Here is a 23,299-nt window from a genome sequence, read left to right as displayed (position 1 = left end):
GGAGCCATATACATGCGATTGCTTTCCGTTTTCGGTGCTGCCACGGCGCTGGCGTTCGCTCTACCCGCCTCCGCGCAACTCACCGGTGGCGAGCCGCTCGCGGTCGCCACGACCTATACGGTCGAAACCGGCGTTCTGGACGGGGAAAGCCGCAAGATAACTGTGCGTCTTCCGACCGGCTACGATAAGGAGCCGGAAAGACGCTATCCCGTGGTCTATCTCCTCGATGGCGGGCCGGACCAGGATTTCGAGCACATTGCCGGTATCGCCCAGAGCCGCGATATGAACTGGTCGTTCGCCCCCTTCATCCTCATCGGCATCGAAAGCGTGAACCGCCGAAAGGAACTATCCCCACCGGTCGCCGATCCGAAGCCCTATCAAGAATTTCTGCGGGCCACGCCCGGCGGATCGCCCAGCTATCGCCGCTTCCTGCGCGAAGAGCTGAAGCCGCTGGTCGAGGCGAGTTTCCGCACCAATGGGCGCGACGCGATCATCGGAGAATCGCTTGCCGCGCTGTTCGTGGTGGAAACCCTGCTCGAGGAACCGACACTGTTCGACGATTACATCGCCATCTCGCCCAGCATGTGGTGGGAGCAGATGAAATACGGCAAGCAAGCTGCCGCCTATTTCGCGCGGCACCCGGAGGGAGACCGCCGCCTCTATCTCACCACCGCCAATGAAGGCGACTGGCACCGCGAGGGGACCGAACGGCTGGTCGATGCGCTGCGCGCCTCGGCGCCCGACGGGCTTGCCTGGACATTCGTCGACGCGGGCGAGAGCGAAACGCACGGAACGCTTTACCATCCGATGGCGCTCGATGCCTTTCGCCTGCTCTTCGCCGCGCCGCAGCGCGAGTATAAGAGCTATCCGCTGATCGGAGGACCCGAAGTGGGAGAGCGTACGCCAGAAGAACAGGCGCGCGCCGACACCGAATGCACGCTGGAAAACAGCCGCTGGACGACACCCGGCGCGGCCTCACGGGGCCGTGCCCGCCTGTATTACGAATGCCTGCTCTACGACCTCGGACCGCGCCCGCGCGAGGGAACGCTAGGCCAGTAGTGCGTCGATCTTGCGCGCCATCTTGACGTCGCGCCGGCTCAGCCCATCCGCATCATGCGTGGTGAGCGTGATTTCCACGCGGTTATAGACGTTGAACCATTCGGGATGATGGTCGCGCGCCTCCGCGATCATCGCAACGCGGGTCATGAAAGAAAAGGCTTCGGAAAAGTCGCCGAACTCGAAGGTGCGTTGGATGGCCTTGCCCTCGCGCGTAAGCGCCCAGCCCTTCAGCCCGCTCAGCCAGCTATCGCGTTCCTCTGCGGTCAATTGCTCGACGGTCATGGGCACGAATCTCCTCTTCCTTGTCGCTGGGGGCGCTTTTGCCTATCGCCCCTGCCCATGCAAGCTCGCCTCGTCGCCAAGGATATTGCCTGCCGCCGCGGGGAGCGGCTGCTGTTTCGTGGACTCACGCTTGAATGCGGTGCGGGCGATGCGTGCCATATCACCGGCGCGAATGGCATAGGCAAATCCAGCCTCATGCGCATCCTTGCCGGACTCTTGCGACCCTATGCCGGCAAAGTGGATCGCAAGGGCGCCATGGGTCTGGTGGACGAACGACTCGCTTTCGATGCGAACCTTCCACTCGGCAAGGCGCTGGCTTTCTGGCAACGGATCGATGGCTGCCGAGAACCCGGGCGCGCGCTCGAACTGCTCCAGCTTGGACCGTTGATGGATGTGCCGGTACGCTATCTTTCCACAGGCCAGAAGAAACGCGCCGCGCTGGCCCGCCTGCTCAACCGGGGGTGTCCCATCTGGCTGCTGGACGAACCGCTCAACGGGCTCGACAGCCAGGCGCAGAAAACCTTCGAGACACTGATCGAACAGCACTGCGCCGGTGGCGGGATTGCGATCGTTGCTTCGCACCAGCATATCGCCCTCCCCTCGCCGACCCGCGTCGAGCTGGCGGAGTTCGCCGCATGATCGGCACGCTTCTGCGACGGGACCTCGGATTGCTGCTGCCCGGCGGGCGTGGCGGCGGCGGCGTTCTGCCGCTCCTCTTCTTTCTTGCCGTTGCGATGCTTTACCCCTTCGCCGTGGGGCCGGACGCGCAATTGCTCGCCCGTACCGGAGGCGGTGTGATCTGGGTGGCCGCCCTTCTGGCAGCGATCCTTCCGCTCGAAAAATTGGTGTCGGGCGATCTCGATGCCGGGGTTTTCGACCAGTTGCACCTGCGGGGCATAAGCGAGGAGCTGGTCATGGCGGTACGCTTGCTGGCGCATTGGTTGGCCTTCGCCCCCTTGCTGCTTCTCGCGACGCTTCCCGCGGCCGGATTGCTGGGCCTCGATGGCCCCACGACCCGCACGGTTCTGCTCGGCCTGCTTGCCGGAACACCCGGGCTCGCTGCCGTGGGGCTCGCCGTGGCAGCCCTTACCGCAGCCCTGCGCGGAGGAGCGGCACTGGCCGGTCTGATGGTGATCCCGCTGGCCGTTCCCATTCTGATTTTCGGGGCCGGAGCGCTTTCTACCACCGGCGATGGCGGGATCGCCCTGGCCGCCGCGATCAGCCTGGGCCTGTGCGCCGTGACGCCCTTCGTCGCAGGCGCCGCAATACGTTCCGCGCGCGAAGGGTAATTGGCGAACGCCCGTCCGCCCGCCCACGTTTCTTCAGTATGGCGGCTTATGCAGCCCTTTGGGGCTTTCGGTAAATATTTCCACGCCGTCTTCGGTAATCCCGATCGAATGCTCGAACTGTGCCGACAGTGACTTGTCGCGGGTCACAGCCGTCCAGCCGTCGCGCAAAATCTTGGCGTGGGGCCGCCCGGCATTGATCATCGGCTCGATGGTGAAGAACATTCCGGCTTTCAGTTCCGGCCCGGTGCCCGCGCGCGCGGCGTGGATCACCTCCGGCGCATCGTGGAACAGGCGGCCCAGGCCATGGCCGCAGAACTCCTGCACCACGCCATAGCGGAACTGGCGCGCATGCGCTTCGATCGCGGCGCCGATATCGCCCAGCCGCGCGCCGGGCCTGGAAGCCGCCTCGATCCCCAGCATCAGGCATTCATAGGTGACCTCCACCAGCCGCTTGGCCTTGATCGAGGGTTCACCGGCAAAAAACATGCGGCTGGTATCGCCGTGCCAGTCGTCCAATAGCGGGGTCACGTCGATATTGACGATATCGCCTTCCTTCAGTGCCTTGTCCGAAGGGATGCCGTGACAGATCACATGGTTGATCGACGTGCAGCAGCTATGCGTGTAACCGCGATAGCCCATGGTTGCAGGCACCGCGCCGGCATCCAGCATCATGGTCCGCGCCTTGTCGTCGATCTCGCCCGTGGTCACGCCCGGCTTCACGAAGCTGGTCAGTTCGTCGAGGATTTCGGCCGCCAGGCGACCTGCCTTGCGCATTCCCTCGAAGCCTTCCGGCCCATGGAGCTTGATCGTGCCGTCGCGATAGACAGTCTCGTCCGCGTCGATTACCTGATATTCGGTCATCCCGCCCACATAGGCGCTTTATCCGCCGATTGCGAGATGCCTAACCGCGGACGCTGAAGGCATCCGCATATTCCGGCTTCACCGCGTCGATCACACTGGCTGTCACATCGAAGTCCAGTTCGTAATCGCCCTCGGCATAGGCGCCCGCGACATAGGGTCCGAAATAGACCGAAATGCGATCGAACGTCCTGCCATTGGAAGATCCGATCAAAATGCTGGCTTCGTCGAGGCCGGGGCACTTGTCGAATATGTCGTCGCTGCCCTCCTCGACTTCCATGCCGCGGCGTTTTTCCCGCGCTTTGTTCAGGGTATCGCACAAGCGCTGGCCGATGCCCTGCTCTAGCGCGACGGGCGAAGTGAACAGTTCGATCCCCTTCATGGCTTTTTCCGCCTCGCGGTCCCAGACCAGCGACTGGACACCATACATGCCGTGCGCTCCTCCGGAATAGGTCGCTAGGTGGCGCGACAGGCTGAGATAGCCGGGAATGTCGGCAACCACTTTCCATTCTACCGAGGTGCTGTGCTGGCGCGGCGTCCATTCCTGTCCTTGCGCCGCGTCCCAGTCCTCATCGGATTCTTCTTTTAATTCTTCGCGCACCCCTTTGGCCTTTGTCTCCAGATAGGCCGAGAGCTTCGGTTCGGCGGCTGCCTCGGCGGGCCAGGAATAGGCGAAATCGTATCGGTCCGTCTCCTCCGCGATGGATCGCGCCTCGGCTGTCGCTATCGCGCCTGCGGATGCGAGAGCCTGAGCGTCGCTGCTCTGGGGATCGGTGCCGTCTGCCGTCTTCGCATACTCCGCACCATCGGAGCAGGCCGCACTCGACAGGGCGAGCGAAATCAGGAACAGGGGCGCACGCATCGCGGTTTCCTTTACGAATACGATTATTACAGGGACAGTCCGACTATGGCCGACAACCACCCGCTTATCCAGCCCGACCGGGGGCAGGAGGCGATTTCGATCCACCTCGTCAACCGCGAGGGCTTCCCCGAGTGGATCAAGCAGCTCTCGGCTGGCCAGCGCGCGGCATTGGAGGCGCAGAAATTCGACGGTAGCGGATATCAAGTCGGCATTGTTCCGGCGAAAGACAATGCCGAAGACGGCTGGTTCGCGGTGGGCGGCGTGGCCAATCCACAGGACCTTTCGAGCTGGTGCATGGCAAAGCTGGCCGAAAGCCTGCCCGAGGGGATCTATCGCCGCGCCGATGGCGAGCCCGGACCCGCGCTTCATGGCTGGCAGACCGCGCAATATGTTTTCGACCGGTACAAAAAGCCCGAACGACCGGTCGGGCCGCGTGTGCTGCTGACCAAGAATGTGAAGGCGATCGGCGGCGCAGTGGCGGAAGCGCGGGCCGTGTGCCTCGTGCGCGATCTTGTGAACACGCCTGCCGAAGATCTGGGGCCTGCTGCGCTGGAGGAGCAATGCGAAAAGCTGGCCAAGCAGCATTCGGCCAGCCTGACTGTGACCAGAGGCGATGCCCTGGAGCAGGAATACCCTATGGTCCACGCCGTGGGCCGCGCCGCCGCACGCCATCACGCGCCGCGTATCATGCACCTGACCTGGGGCAAGGAAGGCGATCCGGTCCTCGCGATCGTGGGCAAGGGGGTGTGCTTCGACAGCGGCGGGCTGGACGTCAAGAGTTCCTCCGGCATGTTGCTGATGAAAAAAGACATGGGCGGTGCGGCCCATGCGATCGCGCTGGCCGGGCTGGTCATGGATGCGGGGCTGCCCGTGCGGTTGCACCTGCTGGTTCCGGCAGTCGAAAACGCGATCAGTTCCAACAGTTTCCGTCCCGGAGACGTGCTCAGATCCCGCAAGGGCCTGACCGTGGAGATCGGCAATACCGATGCCGAAGGCCGGTTGATCCTGGGCGATGCGCTGCAACGTGCAAGCGAGGAAAAGCCCGACTTCATCATCGATTTCGCCACACTGACCGGAGCGGCACGCGTGGCGCTGGGTCCGGAGTTTCCCGCGCTCATGACCCGTCAGGATTCCACCGCCGCAGCCCTTATAGCGGCTGGCAAGGCACATGATGACGAACCCTGGCGCCTGCCCCTGCCCGATGCCTATCGTGAATGGCTGAATTCCGACATTGCCGATATTCAAAATGCGCATGGGAATTCTTTTGCCGGAGCCAGCGTGGCGGGTCTGTTCCTCGACAGATTCGTCGGCGAAGGGATCGACTGGGCACATTTCGATACCTTTGCCTGGCGCCCGGTCGCCAGGCCCGGTCGCCCCAAGGGCGGGGATGCCTATGGACTGCGTGCCGCCTGGCACATGCTGCGCGATCGTTTCGGGGGAGGCTGAACGGCGTTGCCTTGCTTGAACAGTCCAGCAAGGCTAAGCGCCCGCAACGTTCACAACCGGATTCTTCACACAGCGTGACTGTTCCAGCCAGCTATTCCCTTCCCGAAAAGACTGTCGGACTGAAAGGCCGGGTCGAAAGGCCCGCCCCGGGAACGCTGCCCTTGCGTGGGGATCTGGCGCATATTGCGCTGGCGGAGGATTTTCTGGCCGCCCACTACGTCATTCCGCATGTGCGGCAAATCGGCCCGCAGCCTGTCGCGCTGAAGCTCGCCATGCGCGATGATGCCGATACCGGCGCCACGGTCGACGCAGGCGCGGAAATCGAATTGCTGGATTGCGCTGGTGACTGGGCATGGATCGCCTGCGGCCCCAAAGGGCCGAGCGGGTATGTCCGGCTTGACGCGCTGGCCCCTGCCAGTGACGCATAAGATCTTCATCGACGGCGCGGCCGGCACAACCGGCCTGGAAATCGCCGAAAGGCTCGAGGGCCGCAGTGAATTCGTGCTCCTCCGCCTCGACGATGCGCAGCGCAAGGATACCGGCGCGCGGCGCGAAGCGCTGAACGAAGCCGATATCGCCATTCTGTGTCTGCCCGATGATGCCGCGCGCGAGGCTGTGGAACTGATCGATCCGGCAAATGGCACGCGGGTGATCGACGCCTCGAGCGCCCACCGCACCGCCGAAGGCTGGTGCTACGGTTTTCCCGAACTGGTCGGGCGGGAGCGGGTCTCCGACGCCCGCCGGGTAAGCAATCCCGGCTGTTATCCGACCGGCTTTCTCGCCCTGGTAGCGCCGCTGGTCCGCGAAGGCATTCTTCCCGCCGACTGGCCCTATAGTGTCAATGCCGTGAGCGGCTATTCGGGCGGCGGCAAAGCTCTGATCGAGCGTTTCGAAGCCGACGGAGCGCCCGCTTTTCGCGCCTATGGCTACGATCTGGCTCACAAGCACCTGCCCGAGATGAAGACGCATGCCGGGCTCGAGCATCCGGTCCTGTTCGCGCCCTCGGTCGTCTCGGCATTCCGCGGCATGATCGTGGAAGTACCGCTGCACCTTGGTGCCATGGAAGGCGATCCGCATGCCGACAGCCTGCGCGATACGCTTGCGAGCTTCTACGAAGGCTCGCCGGTAGTGACGGTACACGGCAAGGCCCCGGTCGGCGAACTCCTGCTGGACAGGGATACCTCGCCTTCGGATGGCCTCGAACTGTTCGTTTTCGGCAATGAAGGCGGCTGGAACGCGCGCCTCGTCGCGCGGCTGGACAATCTCGGCAAGGGCGCTAGCGGGGCGGCGGTGCAAAATCTCAATCTGATGTGCGGCTTGCCGGAAACGGCGGGCCTGCGGCTGCCGAGTGCCTAAAAAACAGGCACTGCCTGTCCGCTCTTCGGGCACCATTGCCTATCCGCTCCTATCCGATCCACGCAAATCCGCCCGTTGCGCGTTTGGCACGGTTCTTGGAACACGGGCGAGCGCGATGCGTAAGTCACGTGCGATACGGGTACCTAAACTCTCGGGGGACACCGCCAGGTGAAAAAGATCGAAGCGATCATCAAGCCATTCAAGCTCGACGAGGTGAAGGAGGCGCTGCACGAAATCGGCGTGTCCGGCATCACCGTGACCGAGGCCAAGGGTTTCGGGCGCCAGAAGGGGCATACCGAGCTTTATCGCGGCGCCGAATATGTCGTCGACTTCCTGCCCAAGGTGAAACTGGAGGTCGTGGTCCCCGATGGCACTGCCGACCGCACCGTGGAAGCGATCGCCGCCGCCGCCCAGACCGGGCGTATTGGCGACGGCAAGATCTTCATTTCGCCGATCGAAGGCGCGCTGCGAATTCGCACGGGCGAAAAAGACGACGACGCAATCTGAGTTTTCGCGGGGACGACCCGCAACCGCAATTCCAGTTCAAACGGAGGCAATACCAATGGCAAGTGCAAGCGACGTCCTGAAACGGATCAAGGACGAAGGCATCGAGTGGGTCGATCTGCGCTTTACCGACCCCAAGGGCAAGTGGCAGCACCTGACCATGGTCGCGGGCGTACTCGGCGAAGACGAGCTCGAGGACGGCCTGATGTTCGACGGTTCCTCGATCGCCGGCTGGAAGGTTATCAATGAAAGCGACATGATCCTGAAGCCGGATCTCGACCGCGTCTATGTCGATCCCTTCAGCGCCGAACCGATGCTGATCGTCTTCTGCGACATCGTCGAACCCTCCACCGGCGAATGGTATGCCCGCGACCCGCGCTCGACCGCGAAGCGCGCCGAAGCCTACCTCAAGTCGACCGGCATCGGCGACACCATCTATGTCGGTCCGGAAGCCGAATTTTTCATGTTCGACGATGTCCGTTTCGAAGACGGCTATGCCGGATCGGGCTACGCCATCGACGATATCGAGCTACCGACCAATTCGGGCAAGGAATATGAAAGCGGCAACCTCGCCCACCGTCCGCGCGCCAAGGGCGGCTATTTCCCGGTGGCGCCCGTGGACAGCGCGGTCGACATACGCGGCGAAATGGTCTCGACCATGATCGAAATGGGCCTGCCCTGCGACAAGCATCACCACGAGGTGGCGGCCGCGCAGCATGAACTCGGCGTAACCTTCGGCACGCTCGTCGAGACCGCCGACAATATGCAGATCTACAAATATGTCGTGCATCAGGTCGCGCATATTTATGGCAAGACCGCGACCTTTATGCCGAAGCCGATCAAGGACGATAACGGTTCGGGCATGCACACCCATATGTCGATCTGGGACGGCGGCAAGCCGACCTTCGCCGGCAATCAGTATGGCGGCCTGAGCGAAAACTGCCTCTACTATATCGGCGGTGTCATCAAGCATGCCAAAGCACTGAACGCCTTCACCAACCCGACGACCAACAGCTATAAGCGCCTGGTTCCGGGTTTCGAGGCGCCCGTGCTGCTCGCCTATTCGGCGCGCAACCGTTCGGCTTCGTGCCGCATACCCTATGGCGCGGGCGACAAGGCCAAGCGTGTCGAATTCCGCTTCCCCGACGCGATGGCCAACCCCTATCTCGCCTATGCCGCGCTGCTGATGGCGGGCCTCGACGGGATCACCAACAAGATCCATCCGGGCGAAGCGATGGACAAAAACCTCTACGACCTGCCCCCGGCAGAGCTCGCCGACGTTCCGACCGTCTGCGGCAGCTTGCGCGAAGCGCTCGAAAGCCTCGAGGCGGACCACGACTTCCTGCTTAAGGGTGACGTCTTCACCAAGGATCAGATCGAAGCCTATTGCGAACTCAAATGGGAAGAGGTCCTGCGTGTCGAAACCACGCCCTGCCCGGCCGAGTTCGACATGTATTACAGCGCCTGATCCATCTCCGCCGATCAGGCGGATTTGATATCGAGAAGGCGGCTGGAGCGATCCGGCCGCCTTATTCGTTGGAAACCATGAAAAAGTGCGTCCTCACTGCAACATAACCCCGCAAAAAGGGTTCCTTGCTCCACCCAAAGCCCTTCCATTTTCGCCTATCTTGGGCCTAGAACATTCCCATGCGCGGTTCAGGGCCGCGCTTGCGAACCATTCCTGGAGGGGCTTTCGTAATGAAATCGAGTTTCAACCGTACGGGCGGTCGTCTGCTGGCGGGCGCCGCCACCATCGCTCTATCGACCGTCGCAATGAGCACGCCTGCTCACGCCATCGTGCCTAACGACAACTACACGCCAGACGATATCGTCGATGAAGATGAAGAATTTCGCGGCGTTGGTATGTTTTTCAGAAATGACGGTTTCGTCTGCACAGGTACTTTGATCAATCCGCGTACCGTGCTTTTCGCCGCGCACTGTGTGAACGGGGATGCAGACGATAATGTTGTCGATGCGACACGTTATCGCGAAGATGGCATACGCTCTGCCTTTTCGTTCAACTTCAATGCCCTGCCTGGCTTTCAAAACTGGTTCGCGAACGGTTTTGCCAGCAATCCGGATATCGCGGTCTTCAACGTCAATCGGATTTATTACGATTCGCGCTCACTGGAGGATCCTGCCGCGCAGGGTTTCTTGGAGGCCGATGTCGCAATTGCGAGTCTCGACACGCCGGCTGCGAATATCCCGACTTGGTCGCTGCTGTTCTCGCCGCTCCCCGCGCCGGGCGAAATCACCGACGAAGACGGCACCGGCTATCACGTGAACATTACCGGTTACGGTCGCACGGGCAATGGTACAGCTGGCGACATTCAGGCGATCGATTGGCGGCGTCGCGCGGCCGAGAACATGATCGGCGCCCTGACTTCGTTCGACTCGCGCAACGCCTTCCTTTTCGGCAATCCCGACAGCGGTTTGCCCCAAGTTCTCTATACGTTCGATTTCGACGATCCGAACAAGACCAACCCGTTCGACTTCAACCTTTTTAAGGATGAGCCGCGTGAACGCGAGGCCACGACTGCTGGCGGCGACTCGGGTGGCCCGCTGATCCTCGACGCAGCGAACAATCCAATAACCAACGAAGATCTGGTGATCGGGGTCCTCTCTGGCGGTTCGCGCTTTTTCGGCCCACAGGTCTTTTCCAGCTATGGTACCCAGACCTACTATCAGCCCCTTTTCCTTTATTGGGACTGGATCTCTGCCAACAATCCCTATCGCTATGTCACCGCCAAGGCGGGTGACGGCAATTGGGAAGATGCCAGCCATTGGGAGACCACACTCGACCCCAATTATCGCATTATCAATGCTGACGGCGATATCGTAAACGGGGTCCCCACGTCGCCGGGTGCGGGGACGGAAGGCGATGCTCCGCAATGGGGTGAAATCTGTTTCGACCGCGAGGGCGATAATCCAGGTGAGGGCTGCCAGGACCTATCCGACGGAGAAGAAACACCCCCGGCCCGCAATGGCGATGATACGACGACTTCGGCGATCGGCGAAGTCGATAGCGAGGTGCTCAACGCGCTGGGTGGCGGCAAAACCAAGGCATCGCCTGAAGCTGTCGCTGCTGCAGATGGCACCACTGCCGGTGGCCGCGGTGCATTGGCTCGTGATGGTCTGATCATGGCCAACGAGCCGCACAATGGTGGACCGGAATTCGCGGAAGAGGTCGCGCATGGTAACGGAGGTGTCGAGTTTGCGGAAGACGCTCCGCACGCGAGCGATGGCGGCGAGCCCGAATTCTCGGGCGATCCGCTTCCGGATCCTACGCTTGACAACGGCCTGCCCGGTGCGACCGACTTCGTGCCAAACAATATCGACCCGGTTGTCAGCGACGATGCGGACGTTAATGTCGATCCACGCTATTTCGATGTGACCCTCGCCAATGCGGGCACCACAACACTTAGCAGCGATGTTACTATCGACCGTCTCACCGTGCGCAGCAGCGCTGGCCTCAACATCACCGCAGATGGCAGTCTGACGTCGCTGATCGACATCAGCCAGTTCGGCGGAACGATCACGGTGAATGGCGGGCTGACTTCGGTCGGCGACTACACGATCTTTGGCGGCGCCCTGCAGGGTGGCGGCACGATCACCGCGCCGTTCGTCACCAACATCACTGGTGCGATATCGCCGGGCACGATTGGCGGCATCGACACGCTGACCATCGATGGTTCGGCCGTCCTCTCCTCCGGCTCCACCCTGATGATCGACATCGGTCCCGATAATAGCTCGGACCTGCTGGCAGTCACTGGTGAAGCATCGATCGGCGGCGTTGTAGCCGTGGGCGCGGGTATCACGCAGCAGGTCAATGGCCTTGGTCAGGAATATACCATCCTGACTGCCGCTGGCGGTGTTACCGGAACCTTCGAGCAAGGTGAACTGTCGGCCATCCTGCGCCAGAATTTCAGCTATACCGATACCGCAGTGCTGATGGAGATCATCGCTCTCAGCTACACCACGGCGATCGACCGGAACGATCCGGTTCAGCTCGGCTATGCACGTCTGTTCGACCAGAACCGTGGCAATGCCGCCCTGGCCGAGCTTTACGGGCTCGACTTCGCCGATGCGGCCACCATCCAGGCGACCTTCACCGGCCTGGCTCCGGTTGCGGAATCGGCAGCGCTGCAGTTGACCGCGCAGTCGTACAACAACCTGCAGTCGTTCAATGCTTCGCGGCTGCGTGAGTCGACCCTGGAGAGCTCGGGTGGCACCATCGCCACGCTCGGCAATCCGATCCAGACGGCGCAGATGCAGGTTTCGCGTGGCAGCCAGCCGGTCACGGCCGGTGCCCTCGGCCTCGACCAGGCAAGCGAGCCCACCCGTGTCCGCGATGGCGCCATCCGCGAGGACTTCGCCATCTACCTCGCCGGCGGCCTGCTCAACGGCGAGGGCGAATCGATGCCGGGCTACACCGCAGCGGATACCGACGTCGACGGCTACTTCTTCGGGGGCGGTATCGAGCATTTCCCGAACGAAAGCTCGATGGTCGGCCTGTCGCTCTACTATTCGGATCTCGACGCGGATGTCGTGCTCGACCAGGAAGCCGAATCCAAGATGCTGGCGGTCTCGCTCTACGGTAGCGCGAAGACCGTGGACGGCTTCGTCATCGACGGGCAGGTCAGCCTGACCGATCTCGATGTCGACACGCGGCGGACGGTGGCGTTCCTTGGTGGGACGCAGACGCTGACCAGCGAGAGCAGCGATGGCGGCCTCACCGCAGCGCTCGGCCTCTCCTACGATCTCGAAGGCCCGCTCGGCACGATCTCGCCGGGGATCGAGCTGCGCTACGCGGATCAATCCTTCGACGTCGTTACGGAAACCGGAGGGCCGCTCGCCTTGCAGATCACCCGCGAGGACTTCGAAAGCCTCCAGGGCCGGATCGGTCTGGACTATCAGAAGGTCAGCAGCGGCTTCCAGCTCGATGCCAATTTGGACTTCGTGCACGAGTACAAGGACGGCCCGTACTGGTTCGCCGCGAACTTCGCGAACGGAACCGGCCCGGGCGCGATCTTCCCGATCGCCAGCCCCGACAAGAACTGGGCCGAAGCAGGGCTTTCGGCGCAGGTCCGCAGCGGAGCGGCAAGCTTCGGCCTCGGCGTCGACACGACAATCGGACGCAAGAACGCCAACGCGCAGACCTATCGCGCCACGGCTACTTTCAAGTTCTGATTTAACGACGCTTTTTGCTCGAAAGGAATGGGCCGTCCGGGAAACCGGGCGGCCCTTCTTTTGTTCGGTCGGACAATAGCTTCGCGCGGCTTGTCCGTAGCGATCGACGGCTCTCGCGTGTTCAGGCCGCACGATGACGGGAGGCGATCCATCCGCACTTTGGCCCGGAGCACGCCGGGCGACCGGAGACCTCATTCGGAACCGGAACGCGCCCGCTCCCGTTACAGGCAAAAGGAGTTAACAAATGAGACTTTTGCTTGCTGGCGCGGCAGCCCTCGCGCTCGCCGCAGGTAGCGCCCATGCCGATCCCGGCAAGGGCAATGGAAATCCGAAGGCCGCCGAACAACGCGGCCCTTCCAAGGCGGATCGCGGCAAGGCCGACCGCTCCGACAGAAGAGTCGATGTCCACGATAATCGCGGCTGGGCCGATGCCGTCGACAGACCGACAGGTCCCGGCGTTATGAAAGATCGCGCCCCGCGCGAGAACCGACGCGCCAAAGACAAAAACGCTGAACGGCATGTCGGCGCCGCGCTCGAAAAGCGTATCGACCGCAATGCCCTTGCACGCGAGACGACCGGGCCACGGCTCCGCAATATCGAGCGCGTGCGTTTCGACCGTGATCGCGCATTTCTGACGCGGGATCGCAATCGCAGCGCTATCGCCGGATGCCCGCCGGGTCTGGCGAAGAAGCGTAATGGCTGCCAGCCCCCGGGGCAGGCCAAGAAATCCACCTATCGAAATGATCGCTGGAATGGCTACAAATATCGGCCCGGCTTGTTCGGCCTGACCAATTACGCTCCCGGCTCCTATTTTTACCGCGATGGGTACCTCTTGCAGCGCGGCGGAAGCGGCAATATCGCCGGCTACATTCCGCTGCTCGGCGGAGCGCTGGCGATCGGGAATGCGTGGCCTTCGACCTACGAGAGCTATGCCCTGCCAGACTATTATGTCGACTATTACGATCTCGGGCCGGTTTCGTCATACCGTTACGCGGACAATGTCATTTATCGGGTCGACCCGGAAGACGCCGCGATAACGTCTGTGGCGGCCTTGCTGACCGGCGATGAATTCACCATCGGGCGTCCGATGCCGTCGGGATACGATGTTTACAACGTGCCCTATTCCTACCGGGATCGGTATTACGATACTCCGGAAGCCTGGTATCGGTATTCGGACGGTTACGTGTACCGGATCGACCCCAAAACACAGCTTGTGGCAGCTGCCATCGATCTGCTGGTTTGAGGAGGGCACGACATGATAAAGACATGCAAAACCGCCCTTACCGCATTCGCATTGGCCTCGTTACCGCTGATCGCGGCATGTGGTGAGCAAGACGAGACGCCTGCCGAAACCGCGACACGCGACGACGGCACGCTCACGCTCGCTGCTGGCCTCGGCGCGGACGAGCAATTGGATACACTGCGCAGGGCCATTGAACAGTCCGAGCTATCAGGCGTATTCGAGGGGGCGGCAAGCTATACCATGCTCGCGCCGCGCGACGCAGCATTCGAAGCCTTGGGCGAAGAGGGCGCCGATCTCCTCCGGGAAGAGCAACGCCCGCTCCTCGTCGCAATTCTGCGCGATCATTTGCTGCCCGGTCATCTCACTCCGGAAGCGATTGGCGAGGCGATCGATCAGGCCGGAGGCCCCGTCACGATGACCACACTCGGCCAGACAACAGTCACGTTCGACAGAGACGGAGATCGACTGAGCGTCGCAACGGGCGACACATCTCGCGCTGCTTTTTCAGGGGCTGCCATTGCCGCGAACAATGGCGTCGTGATCCCCATCGATGCCGTTCTGCTCCCGCCCAAAGGCTGAAGGGTGCTCAATAATCGCGGCTGATCTCGGCAACGACGCTCTCGCGTCCGACGGTCGAGACAGCCGCCAGCAATGACAACCAACTGGTGACGCGGAACTCCACCTCGGTCGCGCTGTAACCACGCCCATCGGTGATGATTTCCGCATAGAACCGGCGACCGAAATTCTTGCCGAGAGCAACCCCCGTGCCGCGGCCGAGTGCCGGGTCCGCACTGACGATCCGCAGACGGTCCAAGCCGATCGCACTGCGAAGCTGATTGATCGGATCCATGCCGCCGCCACCGCGCAGACTTGCCACCGCCGCGCCGAGCTGCACGGCATCCGTGGCGGAGAGGCTGGTGACAGACCCGCCGAACAGCAAGCGGGCGAGCAGTTCCTCTTCGGGCAGGGCCGGGTTGGAGCTGAAGGCGATTTCTGGTTGCGTGGCGCTGCCCCTCACTGTCGCTTCCACGGTCAGCCCGTCGCGCTGTGTCTCCGCTCGGATATCCAGTCGGGGATCGACCGGCACATTCTCGTCGAATTCGATCTCGCCGCGGGTAAGCTCGAACCGTGTTCCCGCGAAGGTATAGTCGCCGCGGACCACTTCGGCTCTGCCGCCGATCCGGGGATCGTCGGTTGTCCCGCGCAAAATGACGTCCGCCGACCATTCGCTATCGAGCCCCATGCCGTCGACATCGATACGGCTGGCAGCCCGCGCATCGATAAGATAGCGCCACGGCCTCCCGGGGGCAGCTCGCGGAGCCCGACCCACCGGTGCATTGACCTCGCGCGTGACGATTTGCGGCAGTCTCAGGTCGTCGGCGGCGGTGCCGAGCCGCCAACTCGCCCGGTCGATTCGAACACGGCCGGCGATGGTCCCCCCCAGGCCGTTGGATACGATCCTCAGGGGACCAGTAACCGTGGCGCTCAATCCGCCGGTATCTATCAGTTGCGCATTCGTCGCCGAAGCGCGCAGATCGATGATCGGTCCGCGAATCTCCAGTACGCGGCCCTCCACCGATTCCCCCAGAGTGCGCAGGTCCACGATGCCGCTGCCGCTGACACTGCCGCCCGTGGCTGGGCTGCCGGCAAAGCGCGTCAGTTGAAGCCGCGAGCCGCGGAAGCTGCCGCGCATGGCTATGTCGCGAATATCGGTACCCGAGAGCGAGCTGCGCAATTGCAGATCCTCGCCCGAGATCGAACCACGCACCGTGGGATCCTCGAGGCTGCCCGAAGCGTCCGCAGCGATATCGATCGGTCCGGTGATGTCGAAGGTGTCGAGAGCGGCAAGGCGCCACAGGCTTTCCGCCGCACCGCTATAGCGCAACTGGCCGAAAAGGCGCCCGGCTCGCAACCGGTCGATGAGCATTCCTTTGGACGGCAGACCCGTAATCCGCGCTTGTACGCGGCCGCGGCGGATGTCGTCATTGCGCAGCAGCGCGCGCGCTTCGAGTTCGCTCTCGCTGAGGCGCGCCATGAGCGCCACATCGACCGGCCGCGATGTGAGGACGAGGCCGGACCGGGTGAGCCCGTCAATCCGGACCTTGGCATCCCCCACCGGTAGCCCGTCGGCCCCGGTCCGATAAGCCACAGTGCCGGAGATTGTGCCGCCCAATCCGGTATCGGCCCGCACGATATCGATGAGGGAGAGCGGCATACGCGCGAGCTTGAAATCGAAATCGAGGTCGCCGCCGCCAAAGAGACCCGAAGCGATCAGACCGCCGTCGCCATAGGATAGCTGAGTGGGCGAAAGGCGCCATCCGCCTCCCTCCATACTGGTCAGGACAGCTCGGCGCGGCATGGAGATGCGCCTACCCCCGAACTCGCCCTGTGCCGCCAGCGCGATCTGCTCGGGACGGATGCGAGCATTGAGGTCGAGCACGAAACGTCCGCTGCGCCTGCCCGCCAGCGAAGCATCCACGCGTCCGATCCCGTTTTCGATCTCGCCCTGTGCCGCGAGCCGGGAGATGAACAGCGTACCATAGGACAGTCCGGCGGCAGTGCCCGAACCCGAAAAGGTCGTATCGCCCTCGCGAATGAGGCCCGCGGCTTCGAGATTTCCCCGTGCTATGCGCAGGGGCGTGTCACCACCGAAGCGCGCATTGCGCGCCTGCAGCGCGATGTCGAGCCCCTGTCCGCCATTGCGCGGCGCGAGTGCGACCGTCCCGTCGAGCCCGCCGCCGCCGAAAGCCAAGGTGCCATCCACACCGCCATCGACCAGCGTGACTGCGCCGGTAACAGCGGTGTCGGATACGCGCATGCGTTCGATCGCAATGCGCGTTGGGCCATCTTCCGGTGCGATCAGCCCCAGTTCGCCGACAAAGGGGCCGAGGACGGAACTGCCCTCGGTCTCGATGGCAAATCCCTGATCGCTGGGCGCTATCGCCACGCGGACGTTTTCCAATCCGGTCGCCGGTCGTGCGAACACCAGCGCCGCGCTGGGGCCAGCGTCGGCGACGCTGGCTTCGATAGTAAAGTCTCCGAAATCGACATGCGTGCCTGCCCCGGCGACGCGGGTCGTGCCCTGAGCGACACTCCCGTCCAGAGCAAGCCGCACCTTGCTTGCATCGACACGCAATCGATTGAAATCGAGTGGCGCCGAACCGCCCACCGCGATGCCTCCCCGAACGCGTATCGGCGCACCGGCCAGATTGGCGAGAGTGGCATTGGAAACGGGCGCAATCCGCGCATCGACATCCGCCGCGAGGCGCCAGGGCGATCCCGGTGCCAGGACGAGATCGATCATGGCCGTACCGCCTGCGGTGCCTACGTTATCAAGCGTGAGCCCGCGCGCCTGTACGGGGCCGCGCACCTGATAGCGCCCACGGGACAAATCGCCGCGCAGGGCCAGATTGGCCGAGGTCCCCCGAAAGGCAATTTGCACATCGTCGGACAGCAGAGTCGACCCGCTCAGCACCAGCGTGCCCCGCCCCCTGCCATCGACCAAGCGAGGATCGAGCAGAGTATTGCCGCTCGTCACCCTTGCCAGCGACAGGTCGAGCGGGAGCGTCCAGCGCGTGCCGTCATAGCGGGCGGTTCCCTGCTGCCGCAGGTCGGTGAGCAGCGTACCGCCAAGGTCCAGCTCTTCCACGCGGAGATCGTGAACAATCGCAAGGTCGCGGAAAGGCCCGTCGAGCGTGGCCGTCAGGCGAGTACCGCGTAAAGCAAGACCGTCGCCCAGCAGATCGGGATCGCGCACGAATGCCTCGACCTGGAGCTCTTCGGCACGGTTCTCGCCCAAATCGACGAGACCGGCTGCATCGATACCGATACCACGCCCGATCATCCTGGCCTGGCCATCGAAGATGCGGCTGTCGATCGCCAGTTCGGCCTTGAAGGCTACATCGTCCCCTAAGGCCTTGGCCGGGGTTCCGGACAGGAAACCGGAAGGATCGAATTTGCCGAGCAACCCAAAGACGCCTGCCCGGTTGGTGATGCGCATGGCGGCGACACGCTCGCCCTCGTTGCGGACAAGCAGTCCGCCGGACCACCGCGACCATGTACCGTCGCCGCGAATGGAGGCGGTGTGCGGTGTATCGACACCGGCCAGAGCGGCCAGCGGTCCATCCGCTGCCGCAACGACATCGAGCGACAGGTCGAAATCATCGCCATCGGGTTCCGCGTCAACCAGCAAGGCGACCCGGTCGCGCCGTCCGAGCCGCCCGTCGACATCGACCAACAGCCGACGGTCGGCGACCTGCGCACTGCCCGCAAGATCGACGCGCTGCGCATTCTCGCCAGCTATCCCCGGAGCCAGGGTGAGCTGGTCGATCTCCAGCTCTTCGATCGAGATGTCGAAGCCGGGCAGGATCGGCCCGTCCTCTTCGCTTGGGAGAAACTCCGGAATACGCGCCATGACCGCGCGCCGCGCGGCGAATGTGTCGATTTCAAGCCGGTTCGAAAGCCATGCACCTGGGTTCCAGTCGATTTCCGCCCGTGGAATCGTCAGGAACACGCCTTTGGGATCGGACAGGCGAACATCGTGCAAGGTGGCTGCGCCGTACAAATTGCCTTCGATCCGGCCGATCTGGATATTCAAGCCATTGGGAAACGTCCGCTCGGCAATGCGACTGGCCAGGAAGCGTTCGCCCAAAGGCGTATTGAGCAATACGAGTGCTCCGGCAAGGAGCAGGACCAGTGCCGCTACCGCCCCCAGCAGCCATTTGCCTGGCCGTCCGGACCGGCTGCGGCGCGCGGGTGCCATATCCTCTGCCGCCGGATCGCGTATATCCTCGGTCATCAGAAGGCCTGCCCCAAGGAGATATAGACCCCGACAGCGGAATCCTCCGGTTCGGGATTGAGCGGGATGCCAACGTCGAACCGGATCGGTCCGAAGCCGGTTGTATAGCGTAGGCCGAGACCTGCACCCATCTTGATTTCGCCGAAATCGGGCGTGGCTGAGGTCGATACACTGCCGAGATCGAAGAACGGCACGACCGAAACCGCGCCGTCCAGAAACCCGGTCCCTATTCTCGCCTCGATCGAGGCTTCGACGAGGCTGCGCCCGCCAATCGGTTCCATGAACTCATTCTTGGGGCCGATCGCCTGATAGCCATACCCGCGGACCGAGCCACCGCCTCCGGCATAAAGCCTGCGCGACGGCGCAACCCCGATCAGATCGGCACCCTGAATGCTGGCGAAAGCGGCGCGTGCGGCAAGTATCGTCCGGTCCCCGATCGACTGGTAATAGGACGCATCGACCCGGTTGCGGAGGTAATAATATTGTTGCCCCCGCGTGCGCGAGGTTTCCGGAGCGAGGAAGCCGGTCACGCGATAGCCACGCGTGGGATCGAGCAGGGAATCGCTTGTATCCAGCGTGGCGCGGCCGAACAGCGCGCCGACGAAATAGGTCTGGCGCGGGCGGGCAATCCCGTCGACGATCCGGTTGCGTTCGTCGGTGGCGAGTATTTCCGCTCCGATGCCCCAGGCCAGCGGCTTCTGGAACAGCAGTGTCGATGTGCGTTCATACGTGCCCGTCAGCGCCACCGTGCGCGCGTCATAGGCAACCGTATCGACGCTGGAAGCATAGGCATCGACAGTGAGGACCTTGTCGCGCCCGCCGAAATTGTTCTTGCGGAAGGTGATCCCGGCAAGCTGTTCGCGCGTGCCCAGGATGCTGCGCAGTCGCAGCGCGCCTTCGGGCGGAAACAGGTTGCGATGCTCCCAGCTCGCCTGGATGCGAACACCCTCTTCCGAACCATACCCGATTGCGCCCGAGATAGTGCGCAGCTTCGCCCGCTCCATCGTAACATCAATCGCAACCACGCCGGGTTCGTCACCCTGCGGTGGCTCTACTTCGCGCACTTCGACCCCGGCGGTGGACACCAGGCCGGTGGCGGTCACTGCACGGCGAAGATCGAATTCCAGGCTGCGTTGATAGACGTCGCCGGGATCGAACCGGGCGATGCTCGCCAAGTGGCGGCTGGAAAGAAACGCCTCGTCGCTGCTGATCACTTCGCCGAAAACATATTTGCCGTTCGGTCGTACCGGCATGGTCAGGTCGCCCTCGACCCGCTCGTGATCGATCAGCAGTTCGGGCTCGTCGATTTCGGCAAAGGCGTACCCGCTTTCGCCCAATGCCCGATCGAGGTCGAAGCGCTCGGCGATGATGGTATCCGATTGCAAATAGTCCCCGGTCTCGACCCCGAAGGACCTGCGCAACGAAACGGCGTCGGATGCCGTGCCGAGCTCGCCCAGATCGACCACGCCGACCTTGTAGCGAGGCCCCGGCACGATATCGAACCGCACACGGGGTCTCTGCACGGCCGCATCTTCACCCGCATCGCGTGTGCCGATAGTACGAATGATCTCGCCATCGTAATAGCCGTAGACGCGCAGCAGATTGCCGAGCAGTTCTTCGTCCTCGCGCGCCCGGGCGGCGAGCTGGGCGACGTTTTCGTCGCCACCGCCGAGCTCCTCGATAGTCGAAAGCGCTTCGAAGCGATCGACGAAATCACCCCTCTGGCTGAACGGCGGCTCCTTCTGCGGAAAGCCGAGGACCAGTGTCGAGGACAGTTCCTCGAGCTCGGCCTCGTCGACCGCGATCTGCGGCGCGCCTTCGAGCAATTGCGCAAACTCGATATCCTGCTCGGGCTCGAGCGACTGAAGCGGCTCGAGCTCGATATCCTCAGGCCAAGCCACCGAGATGCCGGGCAGTTCGGCGATCGGCGCCTCCAAGTCCGGGCCGGCAGGTACATCCGTTTCGGAAGCGCCCGAATCGTCGGTCCCCCGCCGAGCCCAGTCGTCGGAGTTCTCGACTGCTTCGTCGGGTATCAGATCCTCGAGCGATGGCGGCGCAACACTGTCCTGCGCGGCGAGCGGCGAAGTAGTCGAAAGCGCGATGGCGGCAGCGCAGGCGCCAAAGGCCAGCCCTATCCGGTCACTCGGCGATCTTGTATTCCGCAGCGAGGCCATCTTTGGCCGGAAGAGCGTCATCCCGCCGCTTGGCGCGGGGAGCCGTAGCGACGGCGATGAGTCGTTTCTGCTCATGCTCGGGCATGCGTTCCCATCCACTGCGGCCGAGCCGTTCGAGCGGGCGGTAGCGAATTTTGTACTGCATCCGCTCTGCCCCTTCGACCCAATAGCCGAGATAGACGTAAGGCAGTCCGTTTTCGGCGGCACGGCGGATATGGTCGAGGATGATGTAGTTTCCAAGCCCTGCGCGATCCTTATGATCAGGGTCGTAGAAGCTGTAGATCATCGACAGCCCATCGCCCTGGTAGTCGGTGAGACAGGCTCCGACCAGACGACCCGGTTCGGCGCCGATCCCCGGCTCCCGATATTCAATGACATAGCTGGATACGCTGGTGTGTTCCACCATATCCGCAAAGTCGGTCTCTTCCATCTGCGTCATTCCGCCACCCGGATGACGCGCAGCGAGATATTTCCGCAACAGATCGAACTGTTCCGAGGTTGCCCAGGGTCGACATTCGGTGGCGATCAGATCGTCATGGGCCTTCAGCGCGCGCTTCTGGCTGGAGGATGGCCTGAATTCATCGGCCACCACACGAACCGATACACAGGCCTGACAATCGAGACAGGACGGGCGGTAGGCAACCGTCTGGCTGCGGCGGAAGCCGATCCGGCCCAGAGCTTCGTTCAGTTCGTCGGCATTGTCGCCGCGCAATTCGGTGAAGACCTTTCGCTCGCTCTTGCCCGGCAGATACGGGCACGGTGCGGGGCTGGTTACGAAAAACCGGGGGAAGCGGATCGGGGCGGTCACTTGGCGCTGCGTCCTCTCGAAGGCTAAGAAATCCTTACCTGTTGGACGTATCAATGCCAGAGCCGGACCCGCGTTAAAACCCTCTTAACCATGAAAAACGGGCCTTGCCCGCCGACTAGCTCGAAAAGCGCGCCGAACCCGAGGATTTTCGGCGATGGCCAGGCGTGCCATTCAGGCCAGCTCTGCAAGCTCCACGCTGTAGCCTTTTTCGCGAAGCGCACCCACCAACCGGTCGATCTGCTCCCCGTCGCGGGCTTCGCATTCGATCTCCGCCGTCAGCCCTTTCGCCGGCAAAGTGGTGAAAATGCGCTGGTGGTAGATCTCGATGATATTGACGTTATGCGCGTTGAATTCGCGCATCACCTTGAACAAGGCCCCCGGGCGATCCTGCAACACGATCTGCAACCGCGCCAGGCGGCCCGAACGGGCCAGATCGCGCAGCAGGACGTTGGCGAGCAGGCGCGTGTCGATATTGCCGCCACACAGGACCAGCCCGACGGTCTTGCCCGCGAATTTTTCTGGATTGGACAGCACGGCCGCGAGCCCCGCCGCCCCTGCGCCCTCGACCACGGTCTTCTCGATCTGGAGCAGCAGCGACACCGAATGCTCAAGCTTCGGTTCCTTCACCAGCAGCACCTCGTCGACCAGTTCGGCGATGATCTGACGGGTGAATTGGCCCGGCGCCTTCACGGCGATCCCTTCTGCCAGCGTATCGCCACCGCAGGGGCGATCGTCTCCGGTCACGGCGGAATACATCGACGGGTAGAGTTCGGCCTGCACCCCGACCATTTCGATTTCGGGCTTCACCGCCTTGGCGACCGTCGCCATGCCGCTCATCAAACCGCCGCCGCCGATCGGCACGACGAGACAATCGAAATCATCCTTGTCCGCGAGCATTTCGAGCGCGACCGTACCCTGCCCCGCCGCCACCAGCGGATCGTCGAAGGGATGGATGAAGGTGAGCCCGCGCTCCTCTTCCAGCTCGCGCGCATGAGCATAGGCTTCGTCGAAAGTCTCGCCGAACAGCTCGACATTGCCGCCCACGCTTTCGGTCTGCATCACTTTCACGCTGGGCGTGGTTTGCGGCATGACAATCGTGACCGGCACGCCAAGGCGGCGACCGTGATAGCTGAGCCCCTGGCTATGATTGCCGGCCGAGGCCGCGATCACGCCGCGCGCCTTCTGTTCATCGTCGAGATGCAGTAGCGCATTCAATGCGCCGCGCTCCTTATAGGCGGCGGTGAACTGGTGGTTTTCGAATTTGAGCCAGATGTCCGCTCCGCAAATCTCCGACAGTGTTTGCGAGTGAAGCATGGGCGTGCGGACCACCGCGCCTTCGATCCGGGCCGCAGCGGCGCGGACATCGTCGAGAGTCAAAAGCTCGGTCGCCTTCGAGGCACGCACGGGAGATGCTTCGGTCATGGATCGCC

18 protein-coding genes are annotated in these 23,299 nt (G+C 62.9%); 11 read left to right on the top strand and 7 right to left on the bottom strand.

Features of this window, described 5'->3' with window-relative positions; all coding sequences use genetic code 11:
- The first annotated feature begins 12 nt into the window (after positions 1 to 12).
- On the top strand, positions 13 to 1,059 hold the full coding sequence (locus DVR09_RS06250) for an alpha/beta hydrolase (protein ID WP_115416182.1): 1,047 nt from the start codon (positions 13 to 15) through the stop codon (positions 1,057 to 1,059).
- On the opposite strand, the gene DVR09_RS06245 is transcribed toward DVR09_RS06250, so the two are convergent.
- Complete coding sequence (locus DVR09_RS06245) at positions 1,048 to 1,341, bottom strand: 4a-hydroxytetrahydrobiopterin dehydratase (protein ID WP_115416181.1); 294 nt, start codon at positions 1,339 to 1,341, stop codon at positions 1,048 to 1,050. The genes DVR09_RS06250 and DVR09_RS06245 overlap by 12 nt on opposite strands.
- Positions 1,342 to 1,398: 57 nt before the next feature.
- On the opposite strand from DVR09_RS06245, the gene ccmA reads away from it, so the two are divergent.
- Together ccmA and DVR09_RS06235 are read left to right on the top strand one after the other, a co-directional pair.
- Positions 1,399 to 1,980, top strand: coding sequence for a heme ABC exporter ATP-binding protein CcmA (gene ccmA, locus DVR09_RS06240; protein WP_115416180.1), 582 nt, complete (start codon positions 1,399 to 1,401; stop codon positions 1,978 to 1,980).
- Positions 1,977 to 2,630 carry a heme exporter protein CcmB gene (locus DVR09_RS06235; RefSeq protein ID WP_115416179.1) on the top strand — a complete coding sequence of 218 codons (654 nt, stop codon included), beginning with the start codon at positions 1,977 to 1,979 and terminating at the stop codon, positions 2,628 to 2,630. The genes ccmA and DVR09_RS06235 overlap by 4 nt, the downstream gene beginning before the upstream one ends.
- 33 nt (positions 2,631 to 2,663) lie before the next feature.
- Here the strand turns inward: DVR09_RS06235 and map are convergent, their stop codons facing one another.
- Both map and DVR09_RS06225 read right to left on the bottom strand, forming a co-directional pair.
- On the bottom strand, positions 2,664 to 3,491 hold the full coding sequence (gene map / locus DVR09_RS06230) for a type I methionyl aminopeptidase (protein WP_115416178.1): 828 nt from the start codon (positions 3,489 to 3,491) through the stop codon (positions 2,664 to 2,666).
- A gap of 40 nt (positions 3,492 to 3,531) precedes the next feature.
- Positions 3,532 to 4,350 (bottom strand): DUF4163 domain-containing protein, encoded by an 819-nt coding sequence (locus tag DVR09_RS06225; protein ID WP_115416177.1) that lies wholly within the window; start codon positions 4,348 to 4,350, stop codon positions 3,532 to 3,534.
- 45 nt (positions 4,351 to 4,395) lie between these two features.
- Here DVR09_RS06225 and DVR09_RS06220 point away from each other — a divergent pair, with 45 nt between their 5' ends.
- The 8 genes from DVR09_RS06220 to DVR09_RS06185 all read left to right on the top strand — a co-directional run bounded on the left by DVR09_RS06220 (position 4,396) and on the right by DVR09_RS06185 (position 14,668).
- Entirely contained in the window at positions 4,396 to 5,796 is a 1,401-nt protein-coding gene (locus tag DVR09_RS06220) for a leucyl aminopeptidase family protein (RefSeq protein ID WP_115416176.1), read from the top strand.
- Positions 5,797 to 5,870: 74 nt separating this feature from the next.
- On the top strand, positions 5,871 to 6,224 hold the full coding sequence (locus tag DVR09_RS06215) for a hypothetical protein (protein ID WP_115416175.1): 354 nt from the start codon (positions 5,871 to 5,873) through the stop codon (positions 6,222 to 6,224).
- Entirely contained in the window at positions 6,214 to 7,152 is a 939-nt protein-coding gene (argC, locus tag DVR09_RS06210; protein WP_115416174.1) for an N-acetyl-gamma-glutamyl-phosphate reductase, read from the top strand. The genes DVR09_RS06215 and argC overlap by 11 nt, the downstream gene beginning before the upstream one ends.
- Positions 7,153 to 7,320: 168 nt before the next feature.
- Complete coding sequence (locus DVR09_RS06205) at positions 7,321 to 7,659, top strand: P-II family nitrogen regulator (RefSeq protein ID WP_115416173.1); 339 nt, start codon at positions 7,321 to 7,323, stop codon at positions 7,657 to 7,659.
- A 55-nt stretch (positions 7,660 to 7,714) separates the two neighbouring features.
- Positions 7,715 to 9,124: a type I glutamate--ammonia ligase gene (gene glnA, locus DVR09_RS06200; RefSeq protein ID WP_115416172.1), complete on the top strand. Its 1,410-nt coding sequence runs from the start codon at positions 7,715 to 7,717 to the stop codon at positions 9,122 to 9,124.
- 230 nt (positions 9,125 to 9,354) lie between these two features.
- Entirely contained in the window at positions 9,355 to 12,846 is a 3,492-nt protein-coding gene (locus tag DVR09_RS06195; RefSeq protein ID WP_162814868.1) for an autotransporter domain-containing protein, read from the top strand.
- A 244-nt stretch (positions 12,847 to 13,090) separates the two neighbouring features.
- The gene (locus DVR09_RS06190; RefSeq protein WP_115416170.1) at positions 13,091 to 14,089 is read left to right on the top strand and encodes a hypothetical protein; all 999 of its coding nucleotides are present in this window, start codon (positions 13,091 to 13,093) and stop codon (positions 14,087 to 14,089) included.
- 12 nt (positions 14,090 to 14,101) lie between these two features.
- Positions 14,102 to 14,668, top strand: a complete 567-nt coding sequence (locus DVR09_RS06185; protein ID WP_115416169.1) for a fasciclin domain-containing protein — start codon at positions 14,102 to 14,104, stop codon at positions 14,666 to 14,668.
- Positions 14,669 to 14,675: 7 nt separating this feature from the next.
- Here the strand turns inward: DVR09_RS06185 and DVR09_RS06180 are convergent, their stop codons facing one another.
- From DVR09_RS06180 to DVR09_RS06165, 4 genes are all read right to left on the bottom strand, one after another.
- A complete protein-coding gene (locus DVR09_RS06180; RefSeq protein WP_115416168.1) occupies positions 14,676 to 18,887 on the bottom strand; it encodes a translocation/assembly module TamB domain-containing protein in 4,212 nt (1,403 codons plus the stop codon).
- The gene (locus tag DVR09_RS06175) at positions 18,887 to 21,061 is read right to left on the bottom strand and encodes an autotransporter assembly complex protein TamA (RefSeq protein ID WP_115416167.1); all 2,175 of its coding nucleotides are present in this window, start codon (positions 21,059 to 21,061) and stop codon (positions 18,887 to 18,889) included. Before DVR09_RS06175 ends, DVR09_RS06180 begins: the two co-directional genes overlap by 1 nt.
- The gene (locus DVR09_RS06170) at positions 21,027 to 21,869 is read right to left on the bottom strand and encodes an arginyltransferase (protein ID WP_115416166.1); all 843 of its coding nucleotides are present in this window, start codon (positions 21,867 to 21,869) and stop codon (positions 21,027 to 21,029) included. The genes DVR09_RS06175 and DVR09_RS06170 overlap by 35 nt, the downstream gene beginning before the upstream one ends.
- Positions 21,870 to 22,040: 171 nt before the next feature.
- Positions 22,041 to 23,291 carry a threonine ammonia-lyase gene (locus DVR09_RS06165; RefSeq protein WP_115416165.1) on the bottom strand — a complete coding sequence of 417 codons (1,251 nt, stop codon included), beginning with the start codon at positions 23,289 to 23,291 and terminating at the stop codon, positions 22,041 to 22,043.
- Positions 23,292 to 23,299: the final 8 nt, after the last annotated feature.

The sequence above is a fragment of the Erythrobacter aureus genome, assembly GCF_003355455.1.
GTDB classification, from domain to species: domain Bacteria; phylum Pseudomonadota; class Alphaproteobacteria; order Sphingomonadales; family Sphingomonadaceae; genus Qipengyuania; species Qipengyuania aurea.
Note: the sequence above shows the minus strand (reverse complement) of the source record. Positions and strands in the feature narration are given on the sequence as shown.

Excerpts from the sequence above, each read along its gene's own strand:
- DVR09_RS06175 (WP_115416167.1), bottom strand. The coding sequence starts at position 21,061 with ATGGCCTCGCTGCGGAATACAAGATCGCCGAGTGACCGGATAGGGCTG.
- DVR09_RS06185 (WP_115416169.1), top strand. The coding sequence starts at position 14,102 with ATGATAAAGACATGCAAAACCGCCCTTACCGCATTCGCATTGGCCTCG.
- DVR09_RS06225 (WP_115416177.1), bottom strand. The coding sequence starts at position 4,350 with ATGCGTGCGCCCCTGTTCCTGATTTCGCTCGCCCTGTCGAGTGCGGCC.
- DVR09_RS06165 (WP_115416165.1), bottom strand. The coding sequence starts at position 23,291 with ATGACCGAAGCATCTCCCGTGCGTGCCTCGAAGGCGACCGAGCTTTTG.
- ccmA (WP_115416180.1), top strand. The coding sequence starts at position 1,399 with ATGCAAGCTCGCCTCGTCGCCAAGGATATTGCCTGCCGCCGCGGGGAG.
- DVR09_RS06245 (WP_115416181.1), bottom strand. The coding sequence starts at position 1,341 with ATGACCGTCGAGCAATTGACCGCAGAGGAACGCGATAGCTGGCTGAGC.
- DVR09_RS06220 (WP_115416176.1), top strand. The coding sequence starts at position 4,396 with ATGGCCGACAACCACCCGCTTATCCAGCCCGACCGGGGGCAGGAGGCG.
- glnA (WP_115416172.1), top strand. The coding sequence starts at position 7,715 with ATGGCAAGTGCAAGCGACGTCCTGAAACGGATCAAGGACGAAGGCATC.
- DVR09_RS06235 (WP_115416179.1), top strand. The coding sequence starts at position 1,977 with ATGATCGGCACGCTTCTGCGACGGGACCTCGGATTGCTGCTGCCCGGC.
- DVR09_RS06250 (WP_115416182.1), top strand. The coding sequence starts at position 13 with ATGCGATTGCTTTCCGTTTTCGGTGCTGCCACGGCGCTGGCGTTCGCT.
- map (WP_115416178.1), bottom strand. The coding sequence starts at position 3,491 with ATGACCGAATATCAGGTAATCGACGCGGACGAGACTGTCTATCGCGAC.
- DVR09_RS06180 (WP_115416168.1), bottom strand. The coding sequence starts at position 18,887 with ATGACCGAGGATATACGCGATCCGGCGGCAGAGGATATGGCACCCGCG.
- DVR09_RS06195 (WP_162814868.1), top strand. The coding sequence starts at position 9,355 with ATGAAATCGAGTTTCAACCGTACGGGCGGTCGTCTGCTGGCGGGCGCC.
- DVR09_RS06190 (WP_115416170.1), top strand. The coding sequence starts at position 13,091 with ATGAGACTTTTGCTTGCTGGCGCGGCAGCCCTCGCGCTCGCCGCAGGT.